Source organism: Sphingomonas degradans (assembly GCF_053502645.1).
Window position 1 is genome coordinate 4,069,358 of record NZ_CP177172.1, and the last position, 24,181, is coordinate 4,093,538.

The window sequence follows — 24,181 nt, forward strand, 5'->3', positions numbered from 1 at the left end:
GACCTTGGGTAAGAACCGCTCCCTCCCTACGCCGGTGTCAACCGGATCAGGTTCAGCGGGTCGGGGGCTCCTGCCCCCCTCTCAAGCGCGGATCGGCGCTCCCCCGGGGATGACGGTGTTGTAGCAGCTTGGCGGCGGCAAGGAACCCCCTTGCCGCCACGTTGCGTCAGAAGGAGAGCGCGAGCCCGGCGACGCCGATCCACTGGCCCTTGGCGCCGGCATCGCTGACGATCGGCGAGTCGGCGAAGTCGCCGAGCAGGCGGCTATAGGTGGCGCCACCGACAAGCTGGAGCCCGCCGGTCAAGTCACCGGTCAGCGACAGCGCGCCGCCCACGCCAGCGGTCCAGCTCTTCCAGCCGCCGCGCGGGTCATAGACTGCGAGGCCGCTCGCCGCCGAGCCCTGGGGCGTGACGCCGAAATAGGTGCGGGCATAGCCCTGTTCGACGCGCTCGGCCGAGCCGAACACCGTTACCATCGCCTTGCGGCTGAGCGGCGTCATATAGGTGATCGAGGGCTGAAGGATGCCCGCGTCATGCACGCTGCCGACATCGTGGCGATAGCTGACCGATACCGACAGGCGGTCATATTCGCTGGTGATCACGCCGACGCGGCCGATGCCGAAATAGGCGCCGGCCTCATAGGCCGTGTCGATCTTGCCCAGCGCCTTGATGCGCGTGTCCTCGATGCTCTTCATCCGGGTGCGGTTGAAGTTGACCACGCCGACCGGGCCGGCCTGGATATCCCACCCGGGGCCGTTGCCGTCGTCGATCAGGTCGACGCTGGCGCGGTTGCCCAGCACCTGGAAGTTGAAGCCGCCCACCCGACCCACGGCGGCGGGGATCGGCGAGAAGCGATAGTCGTTCGACCCTTCATAATCCGGCATGATCGCGGCGCCTGCACCGACCATGGCGAAATCGCCGCTGGTATCGATGGTGGTGTCGGCAGGAGCCTGGGTCGTTTCCTGCGCGAGCGCAGGGGATGCCGCGACCAGCGCGGCGAGAAGCAATACGGGGCGCGAGGCCATGGGAAGTCTCCGGGGAATGTTGCAGGTGCGAAACTCAGCCTGCGGCCCCCGGTTCCCTCACAGCAGGTAGCGAATCCTGACCTGTTGCCTTTCGGCACCAGTGCTCAGCCCGAACTGCGCGGCGGAGAAGCGCGGGGGGCCGAAGCCGATCGCCGGATTGCGCGAAAAGCCGAAGCCTTCGCGCGGGATGCCCATCACCGTATCGAGCTTGCCGTTGCCATTCTCGTCATGGATGATCGCGATCGCATAGCTGCCGAGCGGCAGCCCATCGAGCGTGATGTGTCCCGCACGGGCGGGCACGCTGCGGGTGATGCCGTCGGCGCCATCCTTGCACGTCGGGAAATTGCCCGGCGTTGCCGTCAGGCACAGCCGCAGCATCCCCTTGTCCGACCGCAGCCGGACGATCTCTACCTCAAGGCTGCCTACGGGCGTGAACCCGCCCAGCGCCGTCAGGCACCCCAGCGCGGCGGCTGCGCGTAAAGTCGCCGAGCCCCTTGTCCGTGCCGCAAAGCCGATCCCAGACGCGGAAATAGAGGCCATAATTGCATCCATAGAAATCGTGGTGGCGCTGGTGATGGCTCGCCGTGATGAGCCATGCCCCCAATCGCCCCCGCGTGACGAAGTCGGGGAACATTTCCCAACCCATGTGATTGGTCACTCCCATAACCGTCATGACGGTGAGGACCAGCCCAAGTGCGCCGACATGAATGGGAATCACGAAGACCAGTAGCGGAATTACCACAGCGCCGCTGATCGCCTCGATCGGATGAAAGCTCATCGCCGCCCATGCCGTGGGCGGGCGGCTGGCGTGATGGACCGCATGCGCGACGCGGAACCAGCGCGGGCGGTGCATCAGCCGGTGCGTCCAATAGAACCAGGTGTCGTGCGCAAAGAGATAGAGCAGCACCGACACCGGCAGATACCAGAGCGGCCAGGCGTGGACGTCCGCGTAGATCCGCGTCCACCCCAGATGCTGCCAACTCCACGCCACCAGCCCTGCGGGCACGCCATAGATCGCGGCGGAGACGAGGCTCCACCAGATTTCGCGCCCGATCTGCTTGTCGAGCCCCGCATACAGGCCGGGATGCCGCACGCGCGTGGCGAGCGCGAACGCCGCCGAGGCGAGCAGATAGCGCACGCCGACGATCAGCGTCATCGCAAGTGCGGCAAGGGCGAGGGCAAGCGCGACATTCATCGCTCGCTGGCTACTCCTTCGCAGCCCCGGCGGCAAATGCCCGCTTTGCCGGGCGCAATTTGCCGCACCGCAATATAACATAGGCACCGGGATGAACAGCCGCCAATCTTCTCCAGTATATCCCCCGCCGAAGGGCCCGTTCCTGAAACATGCCCGCGATACGGCGAAACACGTACCGCAGCAGATTCTGACTTCTTGAGGGAACGCCCCGCTCCGTGGCCTTCTATAATCCCGAATTGAGGGAGAGGGCGTATTGGAGTAGGCTTTGTGAAGGCTCGTCATCTTTTGCTCGCGTTCACCGCGAGTGTCGTCAGCCACCCGGCATGGGCGCAATCGGCAGAAAGCCCGCCGCACGCGACCGCGAAGCCGGCGCCCGAAAAGCCCGCCCCCCATAAAGCAGCCCCCGAAAAGGAAGTATTTTCCACCGGCGTCGCCAAGGGGCGCGACCGGCTGGACAGCGCCACCTCGACCAGCGCCTATCGCGCGAGCGAGTTCGAGAAGCTGGGGCCGCGCCCGCTGGGCGACATCCTGCGCACCATGCCGGGCCTGCGCGTCGAATCCGGGATCGGCGACGGCAACGCCAATTACACCGTGCGCGGCCTGCCGCTGGCTGCCGGTGGCTCCAAATATATGCAGATGCAGGAAGACGGGCTCCCCGTGCTCGAATTCGGCGACATCTTCAACGTCGCCGCCGACGTCTTCATGCGCGCCGATTTCAATGTCGCCCAGATCGAATCGATCCGCGGCGGATCGGGCTCGACCTTCTCGTCCAACGCACCCGGCGGCGTCATCAACCTGTTGTCCAAGACCGGCGACACGCCGGGCGGCGCGGTGCAGGTCAGCACGGGCCTTGATTACGGCGACAAGCGCGTCGACTTCGATTACGGCAACAGCCTGGGCGGCGGCTGGCGGTTCCATGTCGGCGGCTATTATCATTCGGGCGAAGGCCCGCGCGACATCGGCTTTACCGGGTACAAGGGCGGACAGGTCCGCTTCAACGTCACGCGCCAGTTCGCCAATGGCTATATCCGCGTCCACGCCAAATATCTCGACGATCGCTCGCCCACCTTTGCCCCCTATCCGGTCAAGATCACCGGCACCGACGCCAAGCCGGTGATCGAGAGCTTCCCCGGCTTCGACATCCGCAAGGATTCGCTGCTCTCGCCCTATCTCCGCCCGGTGACCACGCTGGACGGCACCAACACGCTGCGCCGTTTCTCGACCGACAACGGCATGCATCCGGTGAGCAAGTCGGTGGGGCTGGAGGCGCAGTTCGAGATCGCCGGCTTCACGATCAGCGAGCGCGCGCGCTATTCGGCCAATTCGGGCGACTTCCTGCGCGTCTTCCCGTCGAACGTCGCACCGGTATCGACGCTGGCCGCATCACAGGCGGGCACCGGCGCCGTCGCCACCTATGCCAGCGGCCCCAATGCGGGCACGGTGATCGCGCCGGGATCGCTCATCAACGGCAACGGGCTGCTCGCCTTTTCGTACATGGCGCAGACCCGCGCGCGGTCGCTCGACAATTTCACCAACGATCTGCGCGCGACGCGGGTGTTCAAGATGGGGCGCGGCGACCTGACCGTGACGGCGGGCCTGTACAAGGCCAACCAGAAGCTCCGCGCCGAATGGCTGCATTCGGCGATCGACACCGATGTCGCGGGCAACGGCAAGACCGCGATGGTCAACATCACCAGCGCCGGCGGCGTCGCGCAGACGCTGGACGGATTCTACGCGTTCAGCCGCAACGGCAGCAAGTTCCGCCGTATCTTCGACGTGTCGTACGACATTCTCGCGCCCTATGGCTCGGTGAATTACCATGTCGGCAAGATCGCGATCGGCGGCAGCCTGCGCTATGACAGCGGGCGTGTGCGCGGCAGCCTGATCGGTGCCGATCTGGGTGGCGGGCGCAACGGGCTGGTCAGCCTTGACGTCAATGGCGATGGCAAGATCATCGCGCCGGAAACGCGCGTCGCGTTCCTGCCGCTCGATAAGCCGGCACCCGTCAACTATAATTACGGCTATTTCAGCTATTCCGGCGGCGTCAATTATCGCGTTGCCGAGTTCTTCTCGGTATTCGGCCGCTATAGCCGGGGGGCGCGCGCCAATGCCGACAAGGTGCTGTTCACGCCGGTGGTCAGCGCGACCGACGGCAGCGTCGCGGACTCGAGCGACAAATATGACGAAGTCCGCCAGCTGGAAGGCGGGTTCAAGTTCCGCAAGGCCGGCGCCACGCTCAACGTCACGGCGTTCAAGGCCAGCGCCGACGACCATAATGTGCTCAACGGATCGGCCAACCAGACCATCCGCAGCTATAGCGCGCACGGCGTCGAGATGGAGGGCAGCATCCGCCAGGGCCCGTTCAGCCTGACGGCGGGCGCGACCTATACCAAGGCCAAGATCAAGCAGGACAAGCTCGACCCCACGCTGACCGGCAAGGAGCCGCGCCACCAGCCGTCCTGGACGCTGGAGGCCACGCCCCAGGTCGAGCTGCGCAATGTCACGCTGGGTGCGAACGTGGTCACGATCACCGGCAGCTATGCGCAGGACAGCAACCTGTTGCGGATGCCCGGCTTTACCGTGGTCAACGCCTTTATCGTGGTGCGCCCGATCGAGCGGGTGGCGCTGATGCTCAACGCGAGCAACCTGTTCAACACCGCAGGCTATTTCGAGATCAACCAGAGCCAGGTGCCCACCAACGGCATCGGCTGGGCGCGATCGGTCAACGGCCGCACGGTTTCTGCATCGGCGCGGTACAGCTTCTGAACCGCGCCCGGTCCGGGCAGGGCCGCCCCCGCCACGCCCGGACCACCCCCGGCCTTTAATCCGCACCGCGCTTCGGCTAGACGGAGCGAATGCCGGCAACGATCACCTGCGACATAGCCATTGTCGGCGGCGGCCTGGCCGGAGGGCTGATCGCGCTCGCGCTGGCCCGCAAGCAGCCGGGGCTCGACGTGCGGCTGATCGACGCGTCGCCGGTCATCGGCGGCAACCATCTGTGGTCGTTCTTTGCCAGCGATATCGCGCCGGACCATCGCTGGCTGGTCGCGCCGTTGTTCGGCCATGGCTGGACCGCGTACGACATCGCCTTTCCCCGGTATCGCCGGACGCTCAAGGCATCCTATTACTCGATCGAATCCGCTCGGCTCGACGCGGTGGTGCGCGAGACGTTGCCGCCCGAGGCGCTGGTGCTGGGGCGCGGCGCGGTATCGGTGAGCGACACAGCCGCCGTGCTGGACGACGGCACCCGGATCGCGGCGCGCGGCGTGATCGATTGCCGGGGCAGCGGCGACACCGGGCATTTCGATGCCGGCTGGCAGAAATTCTTCGGCCGCGAGATCGAGACCGCGCGGCCCCATGGTCTGAAGCGGCCGGTGGTGATGGACGCGACCGTCGAGCAGATCGACGGCTATCGATTCGTCTATTGCCTGCCCTTCACCCCGACGCGCCTGTTTATCGAGGATACCTATTACAGCGACACGCCCGATCTGGACACAGCGGCACTGGGCACGCGGATCGACGCCTATGGCGCGGCGCGCGGATGGCAGGTCGCGCGCGTGCTGCGCGAGGAAGGCGGCGTGCTGCCGGTGGCCTATGGCGGCGATTTCGACGCCTATTGGCGCTCCGGCGGCGAAGGGGTGGCAAAGGCGGGGATGCGCGCCGCGCTGTTCCACCCGCTGACCAGCTATTCGCTGCCCGATGCCGTGCGCACCGCGGTGCTGATCGCCGATTCGGGGCTGGTCGAGGGCGTGGCGCTGCACGCGCTGCTCCATCGCCATGCCCGCGCCACCTGGCGCCGGCGCGGATATTATCGGATGCTGACCGCGATGTTGTTCAAGGCGGCCGAGCCGGCGGCACGATACCGCGTGCTCGAACGTTTCTATGCGCTGGACGCCGGGCTGATCGGGCGCTTCTATGCCGGTCAGTCCAGCCTTTTCGATCGCGCGCGAATCCTGACCGGCAAGCCGCCGGTGCCAGTGGGGCGCGCGATACGGGCAATTTGGGGAAAAAGACGATGAAGCGGGTTGCAGTGATCGGCGCAGGCTTTGGCGGGCTCGCGCTTGCCATCCGCCTGCAATCGGCGGGCATCGACACGACGATTATCGAAGCGCGCGACAAGCCGGGCGGGCGCGCTTATTACTGGGAGAAGGACGGGTTCGTGTTCGATGGCGGCCCCACCGTCATCACTGCGCCCGACGCGCTGGAGGAGCTGTGGCGGATTTCGGGCCATAACCTGGCCGAAGACGTCACACTGGTGCCGGTATCGCCCTTTTACCGGCTGTCCTGGCCCGATGGCACTGCGTTCGATTATTCGAACGACGACGCGCTGCTGACCGCCGAGATCGGCAAGCTGAACCCCGAGGATGTCGCCGGATACCGCCGCTTCCTGGAATATTCCGCCGGCGTCTATGAGCAGGGATATGTGAAGCTGGGCACCGTCGCGTTCCTCGATTTCAAGTCGATGATCCGCGCCGCGCCCGCGCTGATGAAATACCAGGCGTGGCGATCGGTCTATGCGATGGTCTCGACCTTCGTGAAGAACGAGAAGCTGCGCGAGGCGCTGTCGTTCCACACGCTGCTGGTCGGCGGCAATCCGATGGCGACCAGCGCGATCTATGCGCTGATCCACAAGCTGGAGCGCGACGGCGGGGTGTGGTTCGCCAAGGGCGGCACCAATACGCTGGTCGCCGGCATGGTGAAGCATTTCGAGCGGCTGGGCGGCGTGCTGCGGCTGAACGATCCGGTCGCCGCGATCGACACGCTGGGCGACAAGGTGACGGGCGTGCGCACGCAGAGCGGGTTCAGCCTTGCCGTCGATGCCGTGGCGAGCAACGCCGATGTGGTCCACAGCTATCGCCACCTGCTGGCCGAATCGCGCACCGCGCAGCGCACCGCCGACAAGCTGGAGCGGATGCGCTTCTCGCCCTCGCTGTTCGTGCTGCATTTCGGGGTGAAGGGCGACGTGCCCAACGTGCCTCACCATTCGATCCTGTTTGGCCCGCGCTACAAGGGGTTGCTGGAGGACATTTACGACCATGGCGTGCTGAGCGAGGATTTCTCGCTGTACCTGCACCACCCGACCGCGACCGACCCGAGCATGGCGCCAGAGGGGCATTCGGCCTTTTATGCGCTGGCCCCCGTGCCGCATCTGGGCAAGTTCCCCGCCGATTGGGACGCAGTCGCGCCGGTGCTGGAGGAGCGGATCATCGCCGAGATCGAACGGCGGCTGATCCCCGGCCTGAAGGACCGGATCGTCACCAAATTCTCGTACGCGCCCACCGATTTCGTGACCGATCTGAACGCGCATCTGGGGTCTGGCTTCAGCCTGGAGCCGATCCTGACGCAGAGCGCCTATTTCCGGGTCCACAACCGCGACGATGCGATTTCCAACCTGTACTTCGTCGGTGCGGGCACGCATCCGGGCGCGGGCATCCCCGGCGTGGTGGGGAGCGCCAAGGCAACCGCCGCCCTGATGCTGGAGGATTTCAAGTGAAGCGTATCGCCGTGTATTGCGGGTCGGCGACCCCGGCCGATCCGGTCTATATCGAATGCGCGCGTGACGTTGGCCGCAGCTTTGCCGAACGCGGCATCGGCGTGGTCTATGGCGGCGGCAAGCTGGGGCTGATGGGCGCGGTGGCCGATGCCTGTCTGGCGGCGGGCGGCGAAGTGATCGGCGTGATCCCGCAGGCGCTGGTCAATGCCGAAGTCGCGCATCGTGGGCTGACCGAGCTGCACGTCGTCGACACGATGCATGAGCGCAAGGCACGCTTCACCGAATTGAGCGACGGATTCCTCACCATCCCCGGCGGCACCGGCACGATGGACGAATTGTGGGAAGCGATGAGCTGGGCGCAGCTGGGCTATCATGCCAAGCCCGTCGCGCTGCTCAACGTCGCGGGGTTCTACGACGGGCTGATCGAATTCGTGCATAAAATGGGCCAGGTCGGTTTCCTGCGCCCGCAGCACCAGGGCATATTGCTGACCGATTACGACCTGCCCCGGCTGCTGGAAAAGATGGACGATTTCGAGCCCACCGTGCCGATCATCCGCATGCAGCGCAGCGACCTGTGAGCGGGCACGGCGACGCTCCGCCGCTGCCGACGCGCGAGGCGATCGTCGCCACGGCGAGCGAATCGATCGCGCGCGGATCGAAGAGCTTCGCCGCCGCCAGCCGCCTGTTCGCGCGACAGGAGCGCGAGCGGGCGTGGATGCTCTATGCCTGGTGCCGCGCGTGCGACGACCTGGCCGATGGGCAGGACCATGGCCACGGGATGGCGGTCGTCGACGACCCGCAGGCGCGGCTGGAAGCGATCCGGGCGCGCACGCGCGCCGCGCTGGCCGGGCAATGGGTGGGCGATGCCGCGTTCGATTCGCTGCGCATCGTCGCCGCCGAGACGGGGATGCCGCACCGGCTGGCATGGGATGTCGTGGAGGGGTTCGCGCTCGACGCCGCCGCCCGCGAGCCCGCGACCGAAGCCGATCTGCTGCAATATTGCTATCATGTCGCCGGCGCGGTCGGCTGCATGATGGCGGTGGTGATGGGCGTGCGGCCCGACGACCAGGACGTGCTGGACCGCGCATGCGACCTGGGGCTGGCGTTCCAGCTCGCCAATATCGCCCGCGACATCGGCGAGGATGCGGCAGCCGGCCGATGCTATTTGCCCGCGGAGTGGCTCGCAGAGGTGGGCATCGACCGCAGCGACCTGATGGCCGACCGGGGCAAGCTGGCGCTGCTCGCCGCGCGGCTGGCGGGGCGCGCCGAGGAATATGAGGCGAGCGCACGCGGCGGCACGCCGGCGCTGGGGCGGCGATCGGCCTGGGCGGTGCTGGCGGCGGCGGGAATCTACGGCGACATCGCGCGCGACGTCCGGGAAAAGGGGCCGGCGGCGTGGGACCAGCGTGTCTCCACGGGCAAGCTGGCCAAGCTGGGGTGGATCGCGCGGGCGTTTGTCCAGGCGGTGCGGCGGCGCGACCTGTACCATTCCGCGCATCGCCCGGCGCATCTGTGGACGCGCCCGCGCTGAGGCTTTGCCACGCACGGCGCTTCGACAGGCTCAGCACGAACGGTTGTTGGGGGGCGCCCTTTTTACCCGCGCGGGGCGCGTGCGGGGCGGTTCTGCACCATTTGCGGCGTCTGGCGCTGGCACGTCGCACTGATGACCGGATAATCGATGTCGGTATTGCGCTGGAGCGCGGCGGGCATCGCCTCCTGGCAGGCCATGATCGAGGTGTAGCGCGCGGGCTCGACGCGCGCCTGCTTGCACAGCGCGGAATCGTCGCCGCAGCCCATGATCGCGAGAACGTAGAGAACGGGTTCCATCGTCGTTTCCCTTCGCGGTATAAACGAAGCGGCCCGCATGCTGTTCCGCCAGACCGTTGCATCCCGGCGCCGGACGCCCCAAATCGCGCTTGATGCCTCCCGAAAAACCTGATTCCGCGCCCGAGCGGCCGATGCTCGGCACGATGCGGCGATTCCTGCCCTATCTGTGGCCCGCCGATGCCCCGCAATTGCGCGTGCGCATCGTCATCGCGATGTCGCTGGTCGTGTGTTCCAAGCTGGTCCAGGTCTATGGCGCGCCGTTCGCGTTGCAGGGCGCGATCGATCGGATGGCGGGCGGATCGCGCGACGGGCTGTGGCTCGTCGTCGCGCTGGTCGCCGGCTATGCGGCGGCGCGGCTGGGCGGCGTGGTGTTCGACAATCTGCGCAACGTGGTGTTCGAAAAGGTCGGCCAGATCGCGACCCAGCGGCTGGCGTCCGACGTGTTCCGCCACCTCCACGCGCTGTCGCTGCGCTTCCACCTGGAGCGGCGCACCGGCGCGGTGACCAAGGTGGTCGAGCGCGGGACCAAGAGCATCGACACGATGCTGTATTTCCTGCTGTTCAACATCGCCCCGACGATCCTTGAACTGGGGCTGGTGATCGGCATCTTCGCCACGCGCTTCAACTGGTGGCTGGTCGCGGGCACGTGCACGATGGTGGTGGTGTACATCGCCTTTACCCGATGGGTGACCGACTGGCGGGCCAAGCTGCGCCAGCAGATGAACGACCTGGATACCGGCGCAGTCGCGCACGCCGTCGATTCGCTGCTCAATTTCGAGACCGTGAAGTATTTCAACGCCGAGGAGCGCGAGGCGCGGCGCTATGACGACGCGGTCACCGCCTATGCGCGCGCGGCGGTGGTCAGCGAAAATTCGCTGGCATGGCTCAACATCGGTCAGGCCGTCATCACCAACGCGATGCTGGGCGCGGGGATGGCGCTGATCGTGTTCGGCTGGGCGCGGGGGGAGTTCTCCCCCGGCGACGTCGTGCTGGTGTCGACGCTGCTCAGCCAGCTGTTCCGCCCGCTCGACCTGCTCGGCATGGTCTATCGCACGATCCGCCAGGGCGTGATCGACATGGGCAGCATGTTCGACCTGGTCGATACCCCCGCCGAAATCACCGACGTGCCGGGCGCGCAGCCGCTGGCCGTGGCGCGCGGGCATGTGCGGTTCGAGAATGTCGCGTTCGGCTATGATGCCGACCGCGCGATCCTGAAAGGCATCGACCTCGACATTCCCGCCGGGGCGACCGTGGCGGTGGTCGGCCCCTCGGGCGCGGGCAAGTCCACGCTCGCGCGGCTGCTGTACCGTTTCTATGACCTGACCGGCGGGCGGATCACGATCGACGGGCAGGACATCGCCCGCGTGACCCAGGCCAGCCTGCGCGCCGCCATCGGGATCGTGCCGCAGGACACGGTGCTGTTCAACGACACGATCGGCTACAACATCGCCTATGGCCGCGAAGGCGCGACGCCGGAGGACGTGGCGAATGCCGCGCGCGGGGCAGCGATTGCGGGCTTCATCCAGTCGCTGCCCGACGGGTTCGACACGCGCGTGGGCGAGCGCGGGCTCAAGCTGTCGGGCGGCGAGAAACAGCGCGTGGCGATTGCCCGGACGCTGGTGAAGAACCCGCCGATCCTGATCCTGGACGAAGCGACCAGCGCGCTCGACAGCCGGACCGAGGCGGACATCCAGGCGACGCTGGAGGCGATCGAACAGGGCCGCACCACGATCGTCATCGCCCACCGCCTGTCCACCATCGTCCATGCCGACCGCATCGTCGTGATGGAGGCCGGCCGCATCGCCGAGCAGGGCACGCACGCCGAGCTGCTCCGCCAGGGCGGGCTCTATGCCGAGATGTGGGCCCGGCAGGCGCAGGAGCGCGAAGAGGGCGAGGACGTCGGCGCGGCATAGGCCGGATCGACATTCAGGAAGCTCCCCGACAAGCGCCGCTGGCATCCCCCCCGTGGGCAGGGTGATCGCGTCAAACAATGCGTCGTCACCCTGAACTTGTTTCAGGGTCCAACCCTCCACGAGCGACGCCACGGCCTGTTGCCCGATGGATGCTGAAATAAATTCAGCATGACGGACAGTGTAATAGTCCCTCCCGTTTCTTATGCGATTCGCCTGTCGATACGGGGGGATCAGCGCCGAATGCGATCCGCCCCAGCCTGCCCCTCACGCCTCGCGCAGGTCCTGCCATTCGGGGTGTTGCGCCATATAGCGCGCGACGAAGCTGCACAGCGGGCGGACCTTTCGGCCGCTTGCGCGTACCTGGCCCAGTGCGCCTTCGACCAGCCGGCTGCCGACGCCCATGCCCTGGAGCGCCGGGGGCACGATCGTGTGCGTGAACACTACGACATCGCCGTCGATTTCATAGTCCGCATGGGCGACGTGCCCCTGCTCGACCAGCTCGAAGCGCTGCGCCTGCGCATTGTCGCGTACCGTTTCCATCGTCTGCATCCTCCCAAGCCTTGGCAAGCGCGCGTCGCCCACTAAGGTTGCACGCATAACAAGAAGCGAGGGATGGGGATGCTGATACCTTTGGGTGTGGCGGGCGCGGCGGTTGCCGGGCTGGTGGGATGGTCTGGGCTGATCGCGCGCAAGGCGGAGGACGCGGTGCCCGCCGATGGCCGCTTCGCGCATGTGCCGGGCGGACAGCTTCATTATGTCGATCTAGGCCCGCGCGACGCGCCGGCGATCGTGATGATCCATGGGCTGATGGGGCAGCTGCGTAACTTTTCCTATGCGCTGGCCGAACCGCTGGCGCGCGACCACCGGGTGATCCTGGTCGATCGCCCCGGCTGGGGGCATTCGACGCTGTCGGGCACGCGGCCCGGCATTGCCGGACAGGCGGAGATGATCGCCGCGCTGATCATCCAGCTGCACCTGGAAAAGCCGCTGCTGGTCGGGCATTCGCTGGGCGGCGCGGTCGCGCTGGCACTCGCGCAGGCGCGGCCCGAGCTGGTGCGCGGGCTCGCGCTGATCGCGCCGCTGACCCAGAAAGTGGATCACGCGCCCAAGGCGTTTGCCAGCCTGGTCGCCCCGCCGGCGCTGCGCCCGCTGCTCGCCTGGACGCTGGCGGTGCCGGTGGGGGCGAGCAAGGCCGTCGCGACAGCGGCGGCGGTATTCGCGCCCGATCCGGTGCCCGACGATTTCGTGACGCGCGGCGGCGGCGCGCTGGCGCTGCGACCGCGCAGCTATATGGCGGGATCGGCCGAAGTGCGCACCACCCCCGCCGAGGTCGCGGCGATCGCGGCGCGCTATCCGGCGATGACGGTGCCGGTGGCGATCCTCTATGGCCGCAGCGACGCGGTGCTCGACCCGGTGCTGCAGGGGGAGAAGACCGCCGCTGCGATTCCGGGCGCGCGGCTGACGATCATCGAGGGCGGGCATATGCTGCCGGTGACGCACGCGCAGGCGACCGAGGAGTGGCTGCGCGGCCTGATGGCCGGGGGTTGATCTCAGCCGGCGACGGGGCGGGTGGCGGCCAGCCGCCCGTCCATCGTCTTGAACGCGCCGGTCGCGGGGGCTTGCGGCGCGAAGCGGCCGAAGCCCATAGCCTTGCCGACATCGACATACACCGCCTCCATCGCGCCCGAGCGGCAATAGGTTTCGTGCCAGAAACCGGCGCCATTGTAGCGCTTGAGGAAATTGCTCCACCACTGCGCATGCGGGGCGCTGCGCGTGAAAGCCTGGAGGCTTTCGAGGTCGCGCCAATATTGCCGCATCCCGAAATGGCCCCAGCCAAAGATCAGCGGCTCATCGGCGAGCAGCCCGTCGGGCCAGTTCTTGCCGCGCACGGCGCTGAGCCCCGGCCCGATGCCGAACAGCGTGCGCAGCCCGCGCAGGCCACGTAGCCGGATGCCCAGCACGATGACGCACAGGTCGGGATAGGCGGAAAGATCGACGGTGCTGCGCTGGACCGATTGCATGGCTTCGACTCCGATGTGTATGCTGTAAACATACCAGCATTGCTTACGGTGTACACATTGAAAATAACTTATCCTCGCAGTGACTTGTCCGATCGCCTTATCGCTGCCGCGCTGGCGCTGCTCGATTCGGGCGAGGAGTTCAGCCTGCGTTCGGTCGCGCGCGCGGCGGGGGTTTCGGCGATGGCGCCGTATCGGCACTTCGCGGACAAGGACGCGCTGCTGGGCGCAGTGGCCGCGCACGGTTTCGACGAGCTGCGCGACACGCTGCGCGAGGCCGATGCCGCGCCCGATCCCCGCACGGCGTTGCTGGCGCAGGGAATGGCCTATGTCCGGTTCGCGCTGGGGCGCCCGGCGCTGTTCCGGCTGATGTTCGGCGGCGCCGCGTCGGGGCCACCGCCGAGCGAGGACACCGCCTATGGCGTGCTGGCGCGGCGGATGGCGGACCTGCTGCCCGACGATGCCCAAACCGGCAGCATGACCTGCTGGGCAACCGTCCATGGCCTCGCGACGCTGGCGCTCGACGGGCGGCTGGGCCCCGCGCCCGAACCCGTTGCGCACGCGGCACTCGCGCTGATGGTCAGCGGGCTTGCGGCACCGGCGCGCTGACTACTGACAGTACAGCGTCACGCGCTTGGCCGGCTTGTCGAACACGATCGCCGAACAGCCGGACAGCGCGGCGCGCCCGATGGTCAGCGTCGTGCGGTGCTTCTGCTTGCGTTGCGCAGTGACGAGGATCTCGTCGGGATCGACGGCCTTGTCCGCGTCCGCCACGCCATCGGTGCTGCCGAAATCGCCGGTGCGCACCTGCACCGCCCGCAGCGACAGCGGCCCGACGGCAAAGGGCGTCTCCAGCGCCAGCGTGCGAACCGGGCGCGATACGCCGAGCAGGATCGGCACCGCGCGCGCCGCCCCCTGCATCTGCCCGCCCTGCGCCTCCGCCAGCGCGGCGCCGGCGGCGGCGGTGGCGAGGCTTTCGTCGCGCTCGAGCGTGAAGCGCACTTCGAGCGTCACGTCGGCCACGGGCAGCCGCACCCCCATCCCCGAAAAGCCGAAATCGACGAGCGGCAGCGATACTGCGCGCTCCCCCGTGCGGGCGGAGTGGAGATCGAAGCGCACCACCGGCGCCGGCACGCTGCCGGGGCCGATCAGGCCATCGGCGCCGGCGACGACCGGCGCATCGAACCAGCCGGTACGGCGCTTATACGCCCCCTGCCCCAGATCGTAGCGGATCACCGCCGTACGCCCACTGACACGCACCGGGCCGATATGGACCATCGACCCGAACAGCCCGGCATCGAACTGCGCGCGCGCCGCAAAATCAGGGTTCATGATCGGCATGCTCGGCGCACCCGGATCGAGCCGCAACTGCGCGGGCACGCCCGCGACGGTGGCGGACAGCGTCCCGCCCGGCGCGATGCGCATCTCTGACGCGCCCGACACGAACAGGCTCGCAACCCCAACAGCCACGATGCGTAGCATCGCTTCCCCTCCCCTTGATCCTTATTCGGACAAGGTCGAGGTCGATTGGGGCGGATATGAGGCCGGGGTTCAGCCGACTTCGGCGGGCTGCGTCGTCCAGCCGAGCCGGGGAATCGTGATCGACCGCTTGCCCGCCAAGTCGATGCGCGTGACGAACAGCTCGCGGCTTTCGATATAGGTCATCAGACGGCGGACGCGCCCAAGCGAGCTGGTGCCATAGGTGGCGGCGATTTCGGTGTCGCTGGGGCACGGCAGCCCCTCACGCGCGGCCTTGGCGATCAGCAGGAACGGCCCGAGCATGTCGTCGGGCAGCGCACGCGCGGCGTCGAGCGCCTGCGCCCAATCGTCGTCCGGATCGCCATGGATGCCCGCGCGCGCCGCCGACAGCCGCCGGACAAAGCCCGACAGGTCCAGCTGCGGGCGCGCAAGGCCCACCATCCGGCAGCGGACGAGGAAATCCTGGTACAGCACCGCCGGCGACCGCAACGCCGATTCGGGATCGCCGACGATGTCGCGCAGCACATCGGCGATTCGCGCGGCGGCCTCTTCGGGATCGACGTCGGGCGTGGTCTCGGCCGGCGCGGGGACCGAGCGGGCAAGCTGTTCGATCAGCCGCTCCGACGGGACCGGCGGCGGGGCCGCGGGCGGCGCGGGCGGCGTCCAGGTCGGCTCGGCGGGGGCGAGCAGCATGTCCTTGATATCCTCGCTCGGCGCCTGGGGCAGCGGCGTCAGCTTGGGGCTGGAGCTGCGCGCGCTCGTCTCGACATCGCCGATGCGGATCGACACCGGGCGGCGCGACACGGCGGGGCCGAGCGCGAGGAAGCTGCCGCGTTCGAGGTCGCGAATCTGCTCGGCCTGGCGACGCTCCATGCCGAGCAGGTCGGCGGCGCGGGCCATGTCGATGTCGAGAAAGGTGCGACCCATCAGGAAGTTGGAGGCCTCTGCCGCGACGTTTTTCGCCAGCTTCGCCAGTCGCTGCGTCGCGATCACCCCCGCCAGCCCGCGCTTGCGGCCCCGGCACATCAAATTGGTCATCGCCCCCAGCGAGGCACGGCGCACATCCTCGGCGACTTCGCCGCCACCGGCGGGCGCGAACAGCTGCGCCTCGTCGACCACGACCAGCGCGGGATACCAGTGATCGCGCGGGGCATCGAACAATGCAGAGAGGAACGCGGCGGCGCATTTCATCTGCCCTTCGGCCTCCAGCCCCTCCAGGCTGAGCACCACCGACGCACGATGTTCGCGGATGCGCGCGGCAAAGCGGGCGACGTCGCGCTCGCTATGGTCCGCCGCCTCGATCGCGATATGGCCGTAACGATCGCCGAGCGTGACGAAATCGCCCTCGGGGTCGATCACCACCTGTTGCACCTGCCCCGCCGATTGTTCGAGCAGGCGGCGCAGCAGATGCGACTTTCCCGACCCCGAATTGCCCTGCACCAGCAGACGGGTGGCGAGCAGTTCTTCGAGATCCATCGATACCGGGCTGCCGCCGGTATCCTTCCCCATTTCCACGCGCACCGTCATTCGCGCGCAGCCTTGGCGGATGCAGGGGGCATCAGGCAAGCCCGGATACGGCAAAGGTGCCACCGCCTGCCGCAAGCCTGTGGACAGGCGCTTGCCCCCCGGCCCCGCTCGGGGGATAGGGGCAGGGTGAACGATCCGCGCGACATCCTCCGCAAGACCTTTGGCTTCCCCGATTTTCGGGGCGTGCAGCGCCAGGTGATCGATCGCGTGCTGGGCGGACAGGGCACGCTGGCGGTGATGCCGACGGGTGCGGGAAAATCTTTGTGCTATCAGGTGCCGAGCCTGGCGCTGGAGGGCACGTGCCTGGTCGTCAGCCCGCTGATCGCGCTGATGCACGACCAGTTGCGCGCCGCCGAGGCCGTGGGCATCCGCGCCGCGACGCTGACATCGGTGGACGAAAACCGCGACGAGACGATCGCCCGCTTCCGCGCAGGCGAGCTGGACCTGCTCTATGTCGCGCCCGAGCGCGCATCGAGCGAAGGGTTCCGCCGGCTGCTCGAACAGGCAAAGCTGAGCCTGTTCGCGATCGACGAGGCGCATTGCGTATCCGAATGGGGGCATGATTTCCGCCCCGACTACCGCCTGCTGCGCCCGCTGCTCGATCGGTTTCCGCAGGTTCCCCGACTGGCGCTGACCGCGACGGCCGATGCGCATACCCGCGCCGATATCCTGGAACAGCTGGGGATCGCGCCGGACGGGCTGATCGTCGCCGGATTCGACCGGCCCAATATCCGCTACACCATCGCCCCGCGCGAAAACACGACGCGCCAGGTGATGGACCTGATCGCCGAACAGCCGGGCCCCGGCATCGTCTATGCCCAGACGCGCGCGGGCGTGGAGAAGCTGGCCGAAAAGCTCGCCGCCACAGGGCGCAGCGTGCTGCCCTATCACGCCGGGCTGGACCCCGCCGTGCGGCGGCGCAACCAGGCTGCGTTCGTCGCATCCGAAGACATGGTGGTGGTCGCCACCGTCGCGTTCGGCATGGGGATCGACAAGCCCGATGTCCGCTTCGTCGCGCATGCCGGGCTGCCCAAGTCGATCGAGGCCTATTACCAGGAAACCGGGCGCGCGGGGCGCGATGGCGATCCGGCGGTGGCGCACCTCTTCTGGGGGGCCGAGGATTTCGCGCGCGCGCGCCAGCGGATCGGCGAAGTCGAACCCGGCCGCCAGCCGGGCGAGCGCGCGCGGCTGGCAGCGCTGGGCGCGCTGGTCGAGACCGCCGGGTGCCGCCGCCGCATCCTGCTCAAGCATTTCGGCCAGGATTCGCCCGAGAGCTGCGGCAATTGCGACAATTGCCTCCATCCCCCCGCCGCGATCGATGCCAGCGTGGTGGCGCAGAAATTCCTGTCGGCGGTGTTCCGCACCGGCATGTTGTTCGGCGTCGGCTATATCGAGAGCATCCTGCTCGGCAAATCGACCGAGCGCAGCATGACCAACGGGCATGAGGCGCTGTCGGTATTCGGGATCGTATCGGGCGAGGAGGCCGCGCTGATCCAGCCGGTGGCGCGCGCGCTGCTGCTGCGCGACGCGCTGCGCACCAACGAGCATGGCGGGCTGGAGTTCGGGCCCGAGGCGCGCCCGATCCTGAAGGGCGAGGCGACGCTCAGGCTGGTCCAGCCGCCCAAGCGCGAGCGGCGATCGCGGCGCGGCGGCCCGGCGACGGGCGGCGGCGCCAATCCGGTCGGCCATCCGCTGTTCGAGGCACTGCGCGCCAAGCGCCGCGAGATCGCGCAGGAAACCGGGCTGCCGCCCTATGTGATCTTCCACGATTCGGTGCTGCGCGACATGGCGATGACGCGCCCGGCCAGCCTGGATGCGCTGGGCGAGCTGTCGGGCGTGGGCACGCGCAAGCTGGAAGCCTATGGCTCCGCATTCCTTCAGGTCATACGGGAGGCAGCATGACAATTTGGATCGCACTCGCTGGCGCGCTGGCCGGCGCCGCCCCGGCGCAGGAAGCCCCCGCTCCCGCCCCCCGGCTGGAGCGGATCGAGATGGTCACCCAAAGCTGGGGCCGCCCCGTCTCGCGCTGGTGGATCGACGCAAGCGGCAAGGGCGAGCAGGTGCGCCCTGCCCCCGACGTGTTCAACGCCGGCACGCTGGTGACGCGCGGCTTCGACGCGGGCACCGCCGGGTTTCGCCGGGTGCGCGTGATGCTGGGCCGGGCCGAGGCGCGCGGCGGGGTGCCGCTGCCGTGCATCAACCGCATCACCGACGCGCCCTATGGCGAGATCCGCTGGACCCGCGCCGACGGCCAGGTCCAGACGCAGCGCTTCGACACCGGATGCCGTGATTTCGGCGCGCGCCAGTCGCTCGACGAGCGCGCGCGGGCCGAGGCGCTGGTCGTCGGCTGGGCCGATGCAGGCCCTGTCGTGAAGACCGAACCCGCAGAGGAAGGGAAATGACCATGCGCCGTATCGACGAGACCATCAGCGTCGCCCCGCAGATCGCGCCCGAGGACGTCGCCGCTATTGCCGCCGCCGGCTTTACCGCGATCGTCAACAACCGTCCCGAGGGCGAGGAGCCCGGCCAGCCGAGCGGCAGCGCCGTGCGCGCGGCGGCCGAGGCGGCGGGGCTGGCCTATGCCGAAATCCCGGTGACGCATGCCGGCTTCTCGCTGCCCCAGGTCGAGGCGATGGCGACCGCGCTGGCCGGAGCCGGCGGGCCCGTGCTGGCGTTCTGCCGATCGGGCACGCGCTCGTGCAATCTGTGGGCGCTGGCGCATGCGCAGGGCGGCGCCGATCCCGAGACGCTGATCGAAAAGGCGGCGGGCGCAGGCTATGACATTTCGGGCATCCGCCCGCTGCTCGACCAGCTTTCCGCGCGGGGATGAACCCGCTGGCGACGCTCGCGGCATCGCTGGTCGCGGTGCTGGCGCTGGCGGGCATTGCCCGGCTGCTGCGGCTGGGCGGCGGCCGGATCGAGAGCGAAGCAGCGGCGATCGAAGCGGCGGAGGCGATGCTTTCGGGTTTCGAGGCCGCGCGCGCCGTTCTGGGCGCGGATGGACAGGCGGCGCTGGTGCCGGGGCGGGCCGGGGACGCCGCGTTGCTCAAAGTCCATGGCGCGCACATCGCCGCGCGGCGGCTGGCGCCCGGATATGCCGCTGTATCGGTGCCCGAGGGATTGCGCATCGACAGCGGCGATGCGCGGTTCGGCGCGGTGGTTTTGATGGGCATCCACGCCCTCTGACACCATGCTGCGGCGCGGCGTGACACGTTACTGACATCAGGGTAAGCAAGCGGGGTGATGCCCAGCCTGCCCGACCCCGTCACGCTTGCGATACCCGCGTTCGTCGCGCTGGTGCTGATCGAGATGCTGGTCGCCCGCGCAAAGGATCGGCGCCGCTATTGCCCGCGCGACACGCTGACCTCGCTGCTGCTCGGGCTGGGCAGCACCGTGGCGGGGCTGCTCTCCGCCGGGCTGGTGCTGGCGATGGCGGAATGGGTGTGGCAGTTCCGGTTCTTCGACATCGGCTATGCCTGGTACTGGTTCGTCGTCGCATTTGTAGTCGACGACCTGGCCTATTACGTCTTTCACCGATCGGCGCACCGCGTGCGGTGGTTCTGGGCGAGCCATGTCATCCACCATTCGAGCCAGCATTATAACCTGTCCACGGCGCTGCGGCAGACCTGGACCGGGTTCTTCAGCCTGGCCTTCCTGTTTCGCCTGCCGCTGTTCCTGATCGGCTTTCCGCCGCCGATGGTGTTCTTCGTCGCGGGGCTCAACCTCGTCTATCAGTTCTGGATTCATACCGAGGTGATCGGGCGGATGCCGCACTGGTTCGAGGCAGTGATGAACACGCCGTCGCACCACCGCGTCCATCACGCGACCAATCCGCGCTATCTGGACCGCAACTATGCCGGCGTGTTCATCGTGTGGGACCGCTGGTTCGGCACCTTCACGCCCGAGCGCGACGACGATCGCCCGCGCTATGGCATCGTCAAGGACCTGGGCAGTTTCGACCTGCTCTGGGCCGCGTTCCACGAATGGGTCGGGATCGCGCGCGACGTGGCGGCGGCGCCCGGCTGGCGCGCGCGGCTGGGCTATATGCTCCGGCCGCCGGGATGGAGCCATGACGGCAGCCGCGACACGTCCGAAATCATAAAGGCGCGCTGGGAGGCGCGGCAAGGGGGAGAGGCGGAATGCAGGAAGCCGACATCGTCGTCATCGGGGGAGGATCGGGCGGCAGCGCCGCCGCAGGCCGCCTGAGCGAGAACGGGCGCTATACCGTCGCGGTGCTGGAGGCCGGGGGCCGCAATACCGGGCTGGGCACGATCATGCCGGGGATGATGCCGTTCCAGCGGCCGGGCGTGAACTGGGCGTTCGAGACCGTGCCCCAGCCGGGGCTGAACGGGCGCCGGGGATACCAGCCGCGCGGGCGCGGGCTGGGCGGATCGAGCGCGATCAACGCGATGCTCTATATCCGGGGCAATGCCGCCGACTATGACGAGTGGCGCGATCTGGGCTGCCCCGGATGGGGATGGGACGAAGTGCTGCCGGTGTTCCGCCGATGCGAGCACAATACGCGCGGCGCCAATGCCTGGCACGGGGCCGAGGGGCCGCTCTGGGTCAGCGACCAGGACTATGCCCATCCCGGCAGCCGCGCGTTCATCGCGGCGGGGGCGGCGCTCCAGATGCCGGAGAACCCCGATTTCAACGGCGAGCGGCAGGACGGGCTGGGGCTGTACCAGGTCACCCAGCGCAACGGCGAGCGCTGGACGGCGGCGCGCGCCTATCTCGACCCGGCCAAACGCACCCACCGGCTGGAGATTTTGTGCGATTCGATGGTCGATCGCATCCTGTTCGACGGGAACCGCGCGTCCGGCGTCGCCTATCGCCACCATGGCCAGCCGCACGAGATCCGTGCGCGGCGCGCAGTGGTGCTGGCGGCGGGCGCGTTCCAGACGCCGCAGATGCTGATGCTGTCGGGCATCGGGCCGGGCGCGCACCTCCAGGAAATGGGCATTCCGGTGCGCGTCGCGCGTGACGCGGTGGGCGCGGATTTGCAGGACCATATCGACTATACCGCCGCGTTCGAGACCGACGGGACCTACTTCCTCGGCAAGTCGCCCGCCGGCGCGATCCGATCGCTGGGCTCGATCGCCAAATGGCTGGTGACGCGCAAGGGCGGGATGACCACCCCCTATGCCGAGGCAGGCGGGTTCCTGCGCACCGACCTGGCGGGCGAGCGGCCCGATGTGCAGCTCCATTTCCTGATCGCCATCGTCGACGACCATGGCCGGGCGGAGGTCAAGGGCCATGGCTATAGCTGCCATGCCTGCGTGCTGCGGCCCGAGAGCCGTGGGACCGTGCGGCTGCAATCGTGCGATGCGATGGCGGCGCCGCTGATCGATCCCAATTTCCTGTCCGACGACCGCGACATGGCGGTGCTGAAGCACGGCGTGCGCGCGATGTACCGCATCCTCGAGACCCCGCCGATGGCCGATTTCCAGGGGCGCGACCGCTATCCGCTCGACCTGTCGGACGATGCCGCACTGGAAAGCGCGATCCGCGCGCGCGCCGACACCGTTTATCACCCGGTCGGCACGGCGCGGATGGGATCGGACGACGCGGCGGTATGCGACCCCCGGCTGCGGGTGCGCGGCGTCGAGGGGCTGTACATCGCCGATGCCTCGGTCATGCCCCGGCTGGTGGGGGGCAACACCAATGCCCCCAGCATCATGATCGGCGACCGCTGCGCCGAATTCATCGCAGCGGACCTGGGATGAAAAAAAGGGCCGGTGGTCGAAACCACCGGCCCAGTCGTCCGCAGGAGGAACATCGGTGGGGCGCCGCGACCTGCGCGGCGCCCGATTTCGTCAGTAATTGTAGGCGCGCTCGCCATGTTCGTTGATGTCGAGGCCCTCGACTTCGACTTCCGCGCTGGGGCGGATGCCGATCGTGTATTTGAGCGCGAGGAACAGCACGAGCGAGACCAGGCCCGACCAGACCAGCGTCAGCGCAACGGCCTTGATCTGGGTGACGATTTGCAGCCCCAGGTCGTAAGTTGCGGGTACTGCGGGGATCACGGTGTAGTTCAGGGCACCCTGGCCGCCCAGCGCGGGGTCCGCGACGATCGCAGTGCCGATCGCACCGATGATCCCGCCGACGCAGTGCACGCCGAACACGTCGAGCGAGTCGTCGTACTTGAAGGCGTTCTTCACCTTGGTGACGAACAGGAAGCAGACGACCGAGGCGACCGCGCCGAGGACGATCGACGTCATCGGATGGGCAAAGCCCGCAGCCGGGGTGATCGCGACCAAGCCGGCCACCACGCCCGAAGCGGCGCCGAGCAGCGACGGCTTCTTGTGGACGATCTGTTCGATGATCGCCCACATCGCGCCGGCGGCGGCGGTCGCCACCATGGTGTTGATGAAGGCAAGGCCGGCAAGCCCGTTCGATTCGAGGTTGGACCCGGCGTTGAAGCCGAACCAGCCCACCCACAGCAGCGACGCGCCGATCATGGTCATCACCAGCGAGTGCGGCGGCATCGGATCGGTCTTGTAGCCGATGCGCTTGCCGATCACGAGGCAGCCGACCAGCCCGGCGATGCCGGCGTTGATGTGGACCACGGTGCCGCCCGCGAAGTCGAGCGCGCCCCAGCCCCACAGCAGGCCATGGTCATCGGGTGCGCCGACCAGGAAGTCCGGGCCCGCCCAGTACCAGACCATGTGCGCGATCGGGAAATAGGCCAGCGTCAGCCACAGCACGGTGAAGATGATGAGCGGCGTGAACTTCACGCGCTCCGCAAAGGCGCCGACGATCAGCGCCGGGGTGATCATCGCGAAGGTCATCTGGAACACGACGAACACGAATTCGGGCAGATAGACGCCGTTGGAGAAGGTCGCGGCGAACGTGCCCGCCGTCACGCCCTGGAGCAGCACCTTGGAGAAGCCGCCGACATAGAGGTTGAGCCCGCCACCATTGGTGAACGCCATCGAATAGCCCCAGGCGCACCAGACCAGGCCCGCCACGCACACGATCGTCAGCACCTGCATCAGCACCGACAGCATGTTCTTGGTGCGGACCAGGCCGCCATAGAACAGCGCGAGGCCGGGGACCGACATCATCAGCACGAACGCCGACGAGACGAGCATCCAGCTGACGTCGCCCTTGTTCACCATCGTGGCGTCCGGCACCACCGTCGCAGCCGGCGCCTGTGCCCAGGCGGGCAGCGCGGCGAAGGCGGCCAGCCCTGCGGCGGCCGCCAGTTTCATTCCATGCTTCATCGATACCCCCTTCATCAGAGCGCCGTCTCGTCGGTCTCGCCGGTGCGGATGCGCACGGCCTGACCCATTTCGAGGACGAAAATCTTGCCATCGCCGATCGCGCCGGTGCTGGCGGCTGCCTGGATCGCTTCGACGACCTTGTCGGCGATGTCGCTGCCGCAGGCGACTTCGATCTTGATCTTGGGCACCATGTTGGTGCTGTACTCGGCCCCGCGATAGATTTCGGTCTGGCCCTTTTGCCGCCCGAACCCCTTCACCTCGGTCACGGTCATCCCCGCCACGCCGACAGCGGTCAGCGCTTCGCGCACCTCGTCGAGCTTGAACGGTTTGATGATGGCGATGATGAGCTTCATGTCGCCCCCTCTTGGCAGTTTTCCCGGGGAGCACATCAGCAAGGGGCGTGCCAGACGCAATCAAGCGCCGCGCAGAGGGCGCCCGACGCAATCAAATATTAGCAACAGGTAAATTTTTGTGCAGA

24 protein-coding genes and 1 riboswitch are annotated in these 24,181 nt (G+C 67.9%); of the genes, 14 read left to right on the plus strand and 10 right to left on the minus strand.

Annotated elements, in window-relative coordinates; translation table 11 throughout:
• Nucleotides 1-6 precede the first annotated feature (6 nt).
• A riboswitch (TPP riboswitch) is annotated at nucleotides 7-116 on the minus strand.
• Nucleotides 117-166: 50 nt separating this feature from the next.
• From ACG3SL_RS18720 to ACG3SL_RS18730, 3 genes are read right to left on the minus strand one after another with little or no spacing between them, the layout of a single operon-like run.
• Complete coding sequence (locus ACG3SL_RS18720) at nucleotides 167-1,024, minus strand: MipA/OmpV family protein (protein ID WP_448662668.1); 858 nt, start codon at nucleotides 1,022-1,024, stop codon at nucleotides 167-169.
• Nucleotides 1,025-1,081: 57 nt separating this feature from the next.
• Nucleotides 1,082-1,555, minus strand: a complete 474-nt coding sequence (locus ACG3SL_RS18725; protein WP_448665169.1) for a DUF2141 domain-containing protein — start codon at nucleotides 1,553-1,555, stop codon at nucleotides 1,082-1,084.
• Nucleotides 1,437-2,219: a sterol desaturase family protein gene (locus tag ACG3SL_RS18730; RefSeq protein WP_448662669.1), complete on the minus strand. Its 783-nt coding sequence runs from the start codon at nucleotides 2,217-2,219 to the stop codon at nucleotides 1,437-1,439. The genes ACG3SL_RS18725 and ACG3SL_RS18730 overlap by 119 nt, the downstream gene beginning before the upstream one ends.
• Nucleotides 2,220-2,486: 267 nt before the next feature.
• Between ACG3SL_RS18730 and ACG3SL_RS18735 the strand changes: the two genes are divergently transcribed.
• The 5 genes from ACG3SL_RS18735 to ACG3SL_RS18755 all read left to right on the plus strand — a co-directional run bounded on the left by ACG3SL_RS18735 (nucleotide 2,487) and on the right by ACG3SL_RS18755 (nucleotide 9,244).
• On the plus strand, nucleotides 2,487-4,985 hold the full coding sequence (locus ACG3SL_RS18735) for a TonB-dependent receptor domain-containing protein (RefSeq protein WP_448662670.1): 2,499 nt from the start codon (nucleotides 2,487-2,489) through the stop codon (nucleotides 4,983-4,985).
• A gap of 89 nt (nucleotides 4,986-5,074) precedes the next feature.
• The gene (gene crtY / locus ACG3SL_RS18740) at nucleotides 5,075-6,238 is read left to right on the plus strand and encodes a lycopene beta-cyclase CrtY (protein ID WP_448662671.1); all 1,164 of its coding nucleotides are present in this window, start codon (nucleotides 5,075-5,077) and stop codon (nucleotides 6,236-6,238) included.
• On the plus strand, nucleotides 6,235-7,713 hold the full coding sequence (locus tag ACG3SL_RS18745; protein ID WP_448662672.1) for a phytoene desaturase: 1,479 nt from the start codon (nucleotides 6,235-6,237) through the stop codon (nucleotides 7,711-7,713). The genes crtY and ACG3SL_RS18745 overlap by 4 nt, the downstream gene beginning before the upstream one ends.
• A complete protein-coding gene (locus tag ACG3SL_RS18750; protein WP_448662673.1) occupies nucleotides 7,710-8,291 on the plus strand; it encodes an LOG family protein in 582 nt (193 codons plus the stop codon). The genes ACG3SL_RS18745 and ACG3SL_RS18750 overlap by 4 nt, the downstream gene beginning before the upstream one ends.
• Nucleotides 8,288-9,244 (plus strand): phytoene/squalene synthase family protein, encoded by a 957-nt coding sequence (locus ACG3SL_RS18755; RefSeq protein WP_448662674.1) that lies wholly within the window; start codon nucleotides 8,288-8,290, stop codon nucleotides 9,242-9,244. The genes ACG3SL_RS18750 and ACG3SL_RS18755 overlap by 4 nt, the downstream gene beginning before the upstream one ends.
• 62 nt (nucleotides 9,245-9,306) lie before the next feature.
• On the opposite strand, the gene ACG3SL_RS18760 is transcribed toward ACG3SL_RS18755, so the two are convergent.
• On the minus strand, nucleotides 9,307-9,540 hold the full coding sequence (locus ACG3SL_RS18760) for a hypothetical protein (RefSeq protein WP_448662675.1): 234 nt from the start codon (nucleotides 9,538-9,540) through the stop codon (nucleotides 9,307-9,309).
• A 92-nt stretch (nucleotides 9,541-9,632) separates the two neighbouring features.
• Between ACG3SL_RS18760 and ACG3SL_RS18765 the strand changes: the two genes are divergently transcribed.
• Nucleotides 9,633-11,453: an ABCB family ABC transporter ATP-binding protein/permease gene (locus ACG3SL_RS18765; protein WP_448662676.1), complete on the plus strand. Its 1,821-nt coding sequence runs from the start codon at nucleotides 9,633-9,635 to the stop codon at nucleotides 11,451-11,453.
• A 264-nt stretch (nucleotides 11,454-11,717) separates the two neighbouring features.
• On the opposite strand, the gene ACG3SL_RS18770 is transcribed toward ACG3SL_RS18765, so the two are convergent.
• Nucleotides 11,718-12,002: a GNAT family N-acetyltransferase gene (locus tag ACG3SL_RS18770; RefSeq protein ID WP_448662677.1), complete on the minus strand. Its 285-nt coding sequence runs from the start codon at nucleotides 12,000-12,002 to the stop codon at nucleotides 11,718-11,720.
• Between the two features lie 69 nt (nucleotides 12,003-12,071).
• Between ACG3SL_RS18770 and ACG3SL_RS18775 the strand changes: the two genes are divergently transcribed.
• Complete coding sequence (locus ACG3SL_RS18775; RefSeq protein WP_448662678.1) at nucleotides 12,072-13,001, plus strand: alpha/beta fold hydrolase; 930 nt, start codon at nucleotides 12,072-12,074, stop codon at nucleotides 12,999-13,001.
• Between the two features lie 2 nt (nucleotides 13,002-13,003).
• Here ACG3SL_RS18775 and ACG3SL_RS18780 read toward each other — a convergent pair whose 3' ends face one another.
• On the minus strand, nucleotides 13,004-13,474 hold the full coding sequence (locus tag ACG3SL_RS18780) for a monooxygenase family protein (protein ID WP_448662679.1): 471 nt from the start codon (nucleotides 13,472-13,474) through the stop codon (nucleotides 13,004-13,006).
• Between the two features lie 84 nt (nucleotides 13,475-13,558).
• Between ACG3SL_RS18780 and ACG3SL_RS18785 the strand changes: the two genes are divergently transcribed.
• Nucleotides 13,559-14,080: a TetR/AcrR family transcriptional regulator gene (locus ACG3SL_RS18785; RefSeq protein WP_448662680.1), complete on the plus strand. Its 522-nt coding sequence runs from the start codon at nucleotides 13,559-13,561 to the stop codon at nucleotides 14,078-14,080.
• Here the strand turns inward: ACG3SL_RS18785 and ACG3SL_RS18790 are convergent, their stop codons facing one another.
• Both ACG3SL_RS18790 and ACG3SL_RS18795 read right to left on the minus strand, forming a co-directional pair.
• Nucleotides 14,081-14,953: a hypothetical protein gene (locus tag ACG3SL_RS18790; protein WP_448662681.1), complete on the minus strand. Its 873-nt coding sequence runs from the start codon at nucleotides 14,951-14,953 to the stop codon at nucleotides 14,081-14,083.
• 69 nt (nucleotides 14,954-15,022) lie between these two features.
• Nucleotides 15,023-16,477 (minus strand): ATP-binding protein, encoded by a 1,455-nt coding sequence (locus ACG3SL_RS18795; protein WP_448662682.1) that lies wholly within the window; start codon nucleotides 16,475-16,477, stop codon nucleotides 15,023-15,025.
• 126 nt (nucleotides 16,478-16,603) lie between these two features.
• Between ACG3SL_RS18795 and recQ the strand changes: the two genes are divergently transcribed.
• The 6 genes from recQ to ACG3SL_RS18825 are packed head-to-tail and all read left to right on the plus strand — an operon-like array spanning nucleotide 16,604 to nucleotide 22,203.
• Entirely contained in the window at nucleotides 16,604-18,379 is a 1,776-nt protein-coding gene (gene recQ / locus ACG3SL_RS18800; RefSeq protein WP_448662683.1) for a DNA helicase RecQ, read from the plus strand.
• Nucleotides 18,376-18,879, plus strand: coding sequence for a hypothetical protein (locus ACG3SL_RS18805; RefSeq protein ID WP_448662684.1), 504 nt, complete (start codon nucleotides 18,376-18,378; stop codon nucleotides 18,877-18,879). Before recQ ends, ACG3SL_RS18805 begins: the two co-directional genes overlap by 4 nt.
• Nucleotides 18,876-19,307, plus strand: coding sequence for a TIGR01244 family sulfur transferase (locus ACG3SL_RS18810; RefSeq protein ID WP_448662685.1), 432 nt, complete (start codon nucleotides 18,876-18,878; stop codon nucleotides 19,305-19,307). The genes ACG3SL_RS18805 and ACG3SL_RS18810 overlap by 4 nt, the downstream gene beginning before the upstream one ends.
• On the plus strand, nucleotides 19,304-19,663 hold the full coding sequence (locus ACG3SL_RS18815; RefSeq protein ID WP_448662686.1) for a hypothetical protein: 360 nt from the start codon (nucleotides 19,304-19,306) through the stop codon (nucleotides 19,661-19,663). Before ACG3SL_RS18810 ends, ACG3SL_RS18815 begins: the two co-directional genes overlap by 4 nt.
• A gap of 57 nt (nucleotides 19,664-19,720) precedes the next feature.
• On the plus strand, nucleotides 19,721-20,683 hold the full coding sequence (locus tag ACG3SL_RS18820) for a sterol desaturase family protein (protein WP_448662687.1): 963 nt from the start codon (nucleotides 19,721-19,723) through the stop codon (nucleotides 20,681-20,683).
• The gene (locus ACG3SL_RS18825; protein ID WP_448662688.1) at nucleotides 20,617-22,203 is read left to right on the plus strand and encodes a GMC family oxidoreductase; all 1,587 of its coding nucleotides are present in this window, start codon (nucleotides 20,617-20,619) and stop codon (nucleotides 22,201-22,203) included. The genes ACG3SL_RS18820 and ACG3SL_RS18825 overlap by 67 nt, the downstream gene beginning before the upstream one ends.
• 90 nt (nucleotides 22,204-22,293) lie before the next feature.
• Here the strand turns inward: ACG3SL_RS18825 and ACG3SL_RS18830 are convergent, their stop codons facing one another.
• Nucleotides 22,294-23,703, minus strand: coding sequence for an ammonium transporter (locus ACG3SL_RS18830; RefSeq protein ID WP_448662689.1), 1,410 nt, complete (start codon nucleotides 23,701-23,703; stop codon nucleotides 22,294-22,296).
• 14 nt (nucleotides 23,704-23,717) lie between these two features.
• Entirely contained in the window at nucleotides 23,718-24,056 is a 339-nt protein-coding gene (locus ACG3SL_RS18835) for a P-II family nitrogen regulator (RefSeq protein ID WP_448662690.1), read from the minus strand.
• Between the last annotated feature and the right edge of the window lie 125 nt (nucleotides 24,057-24,181).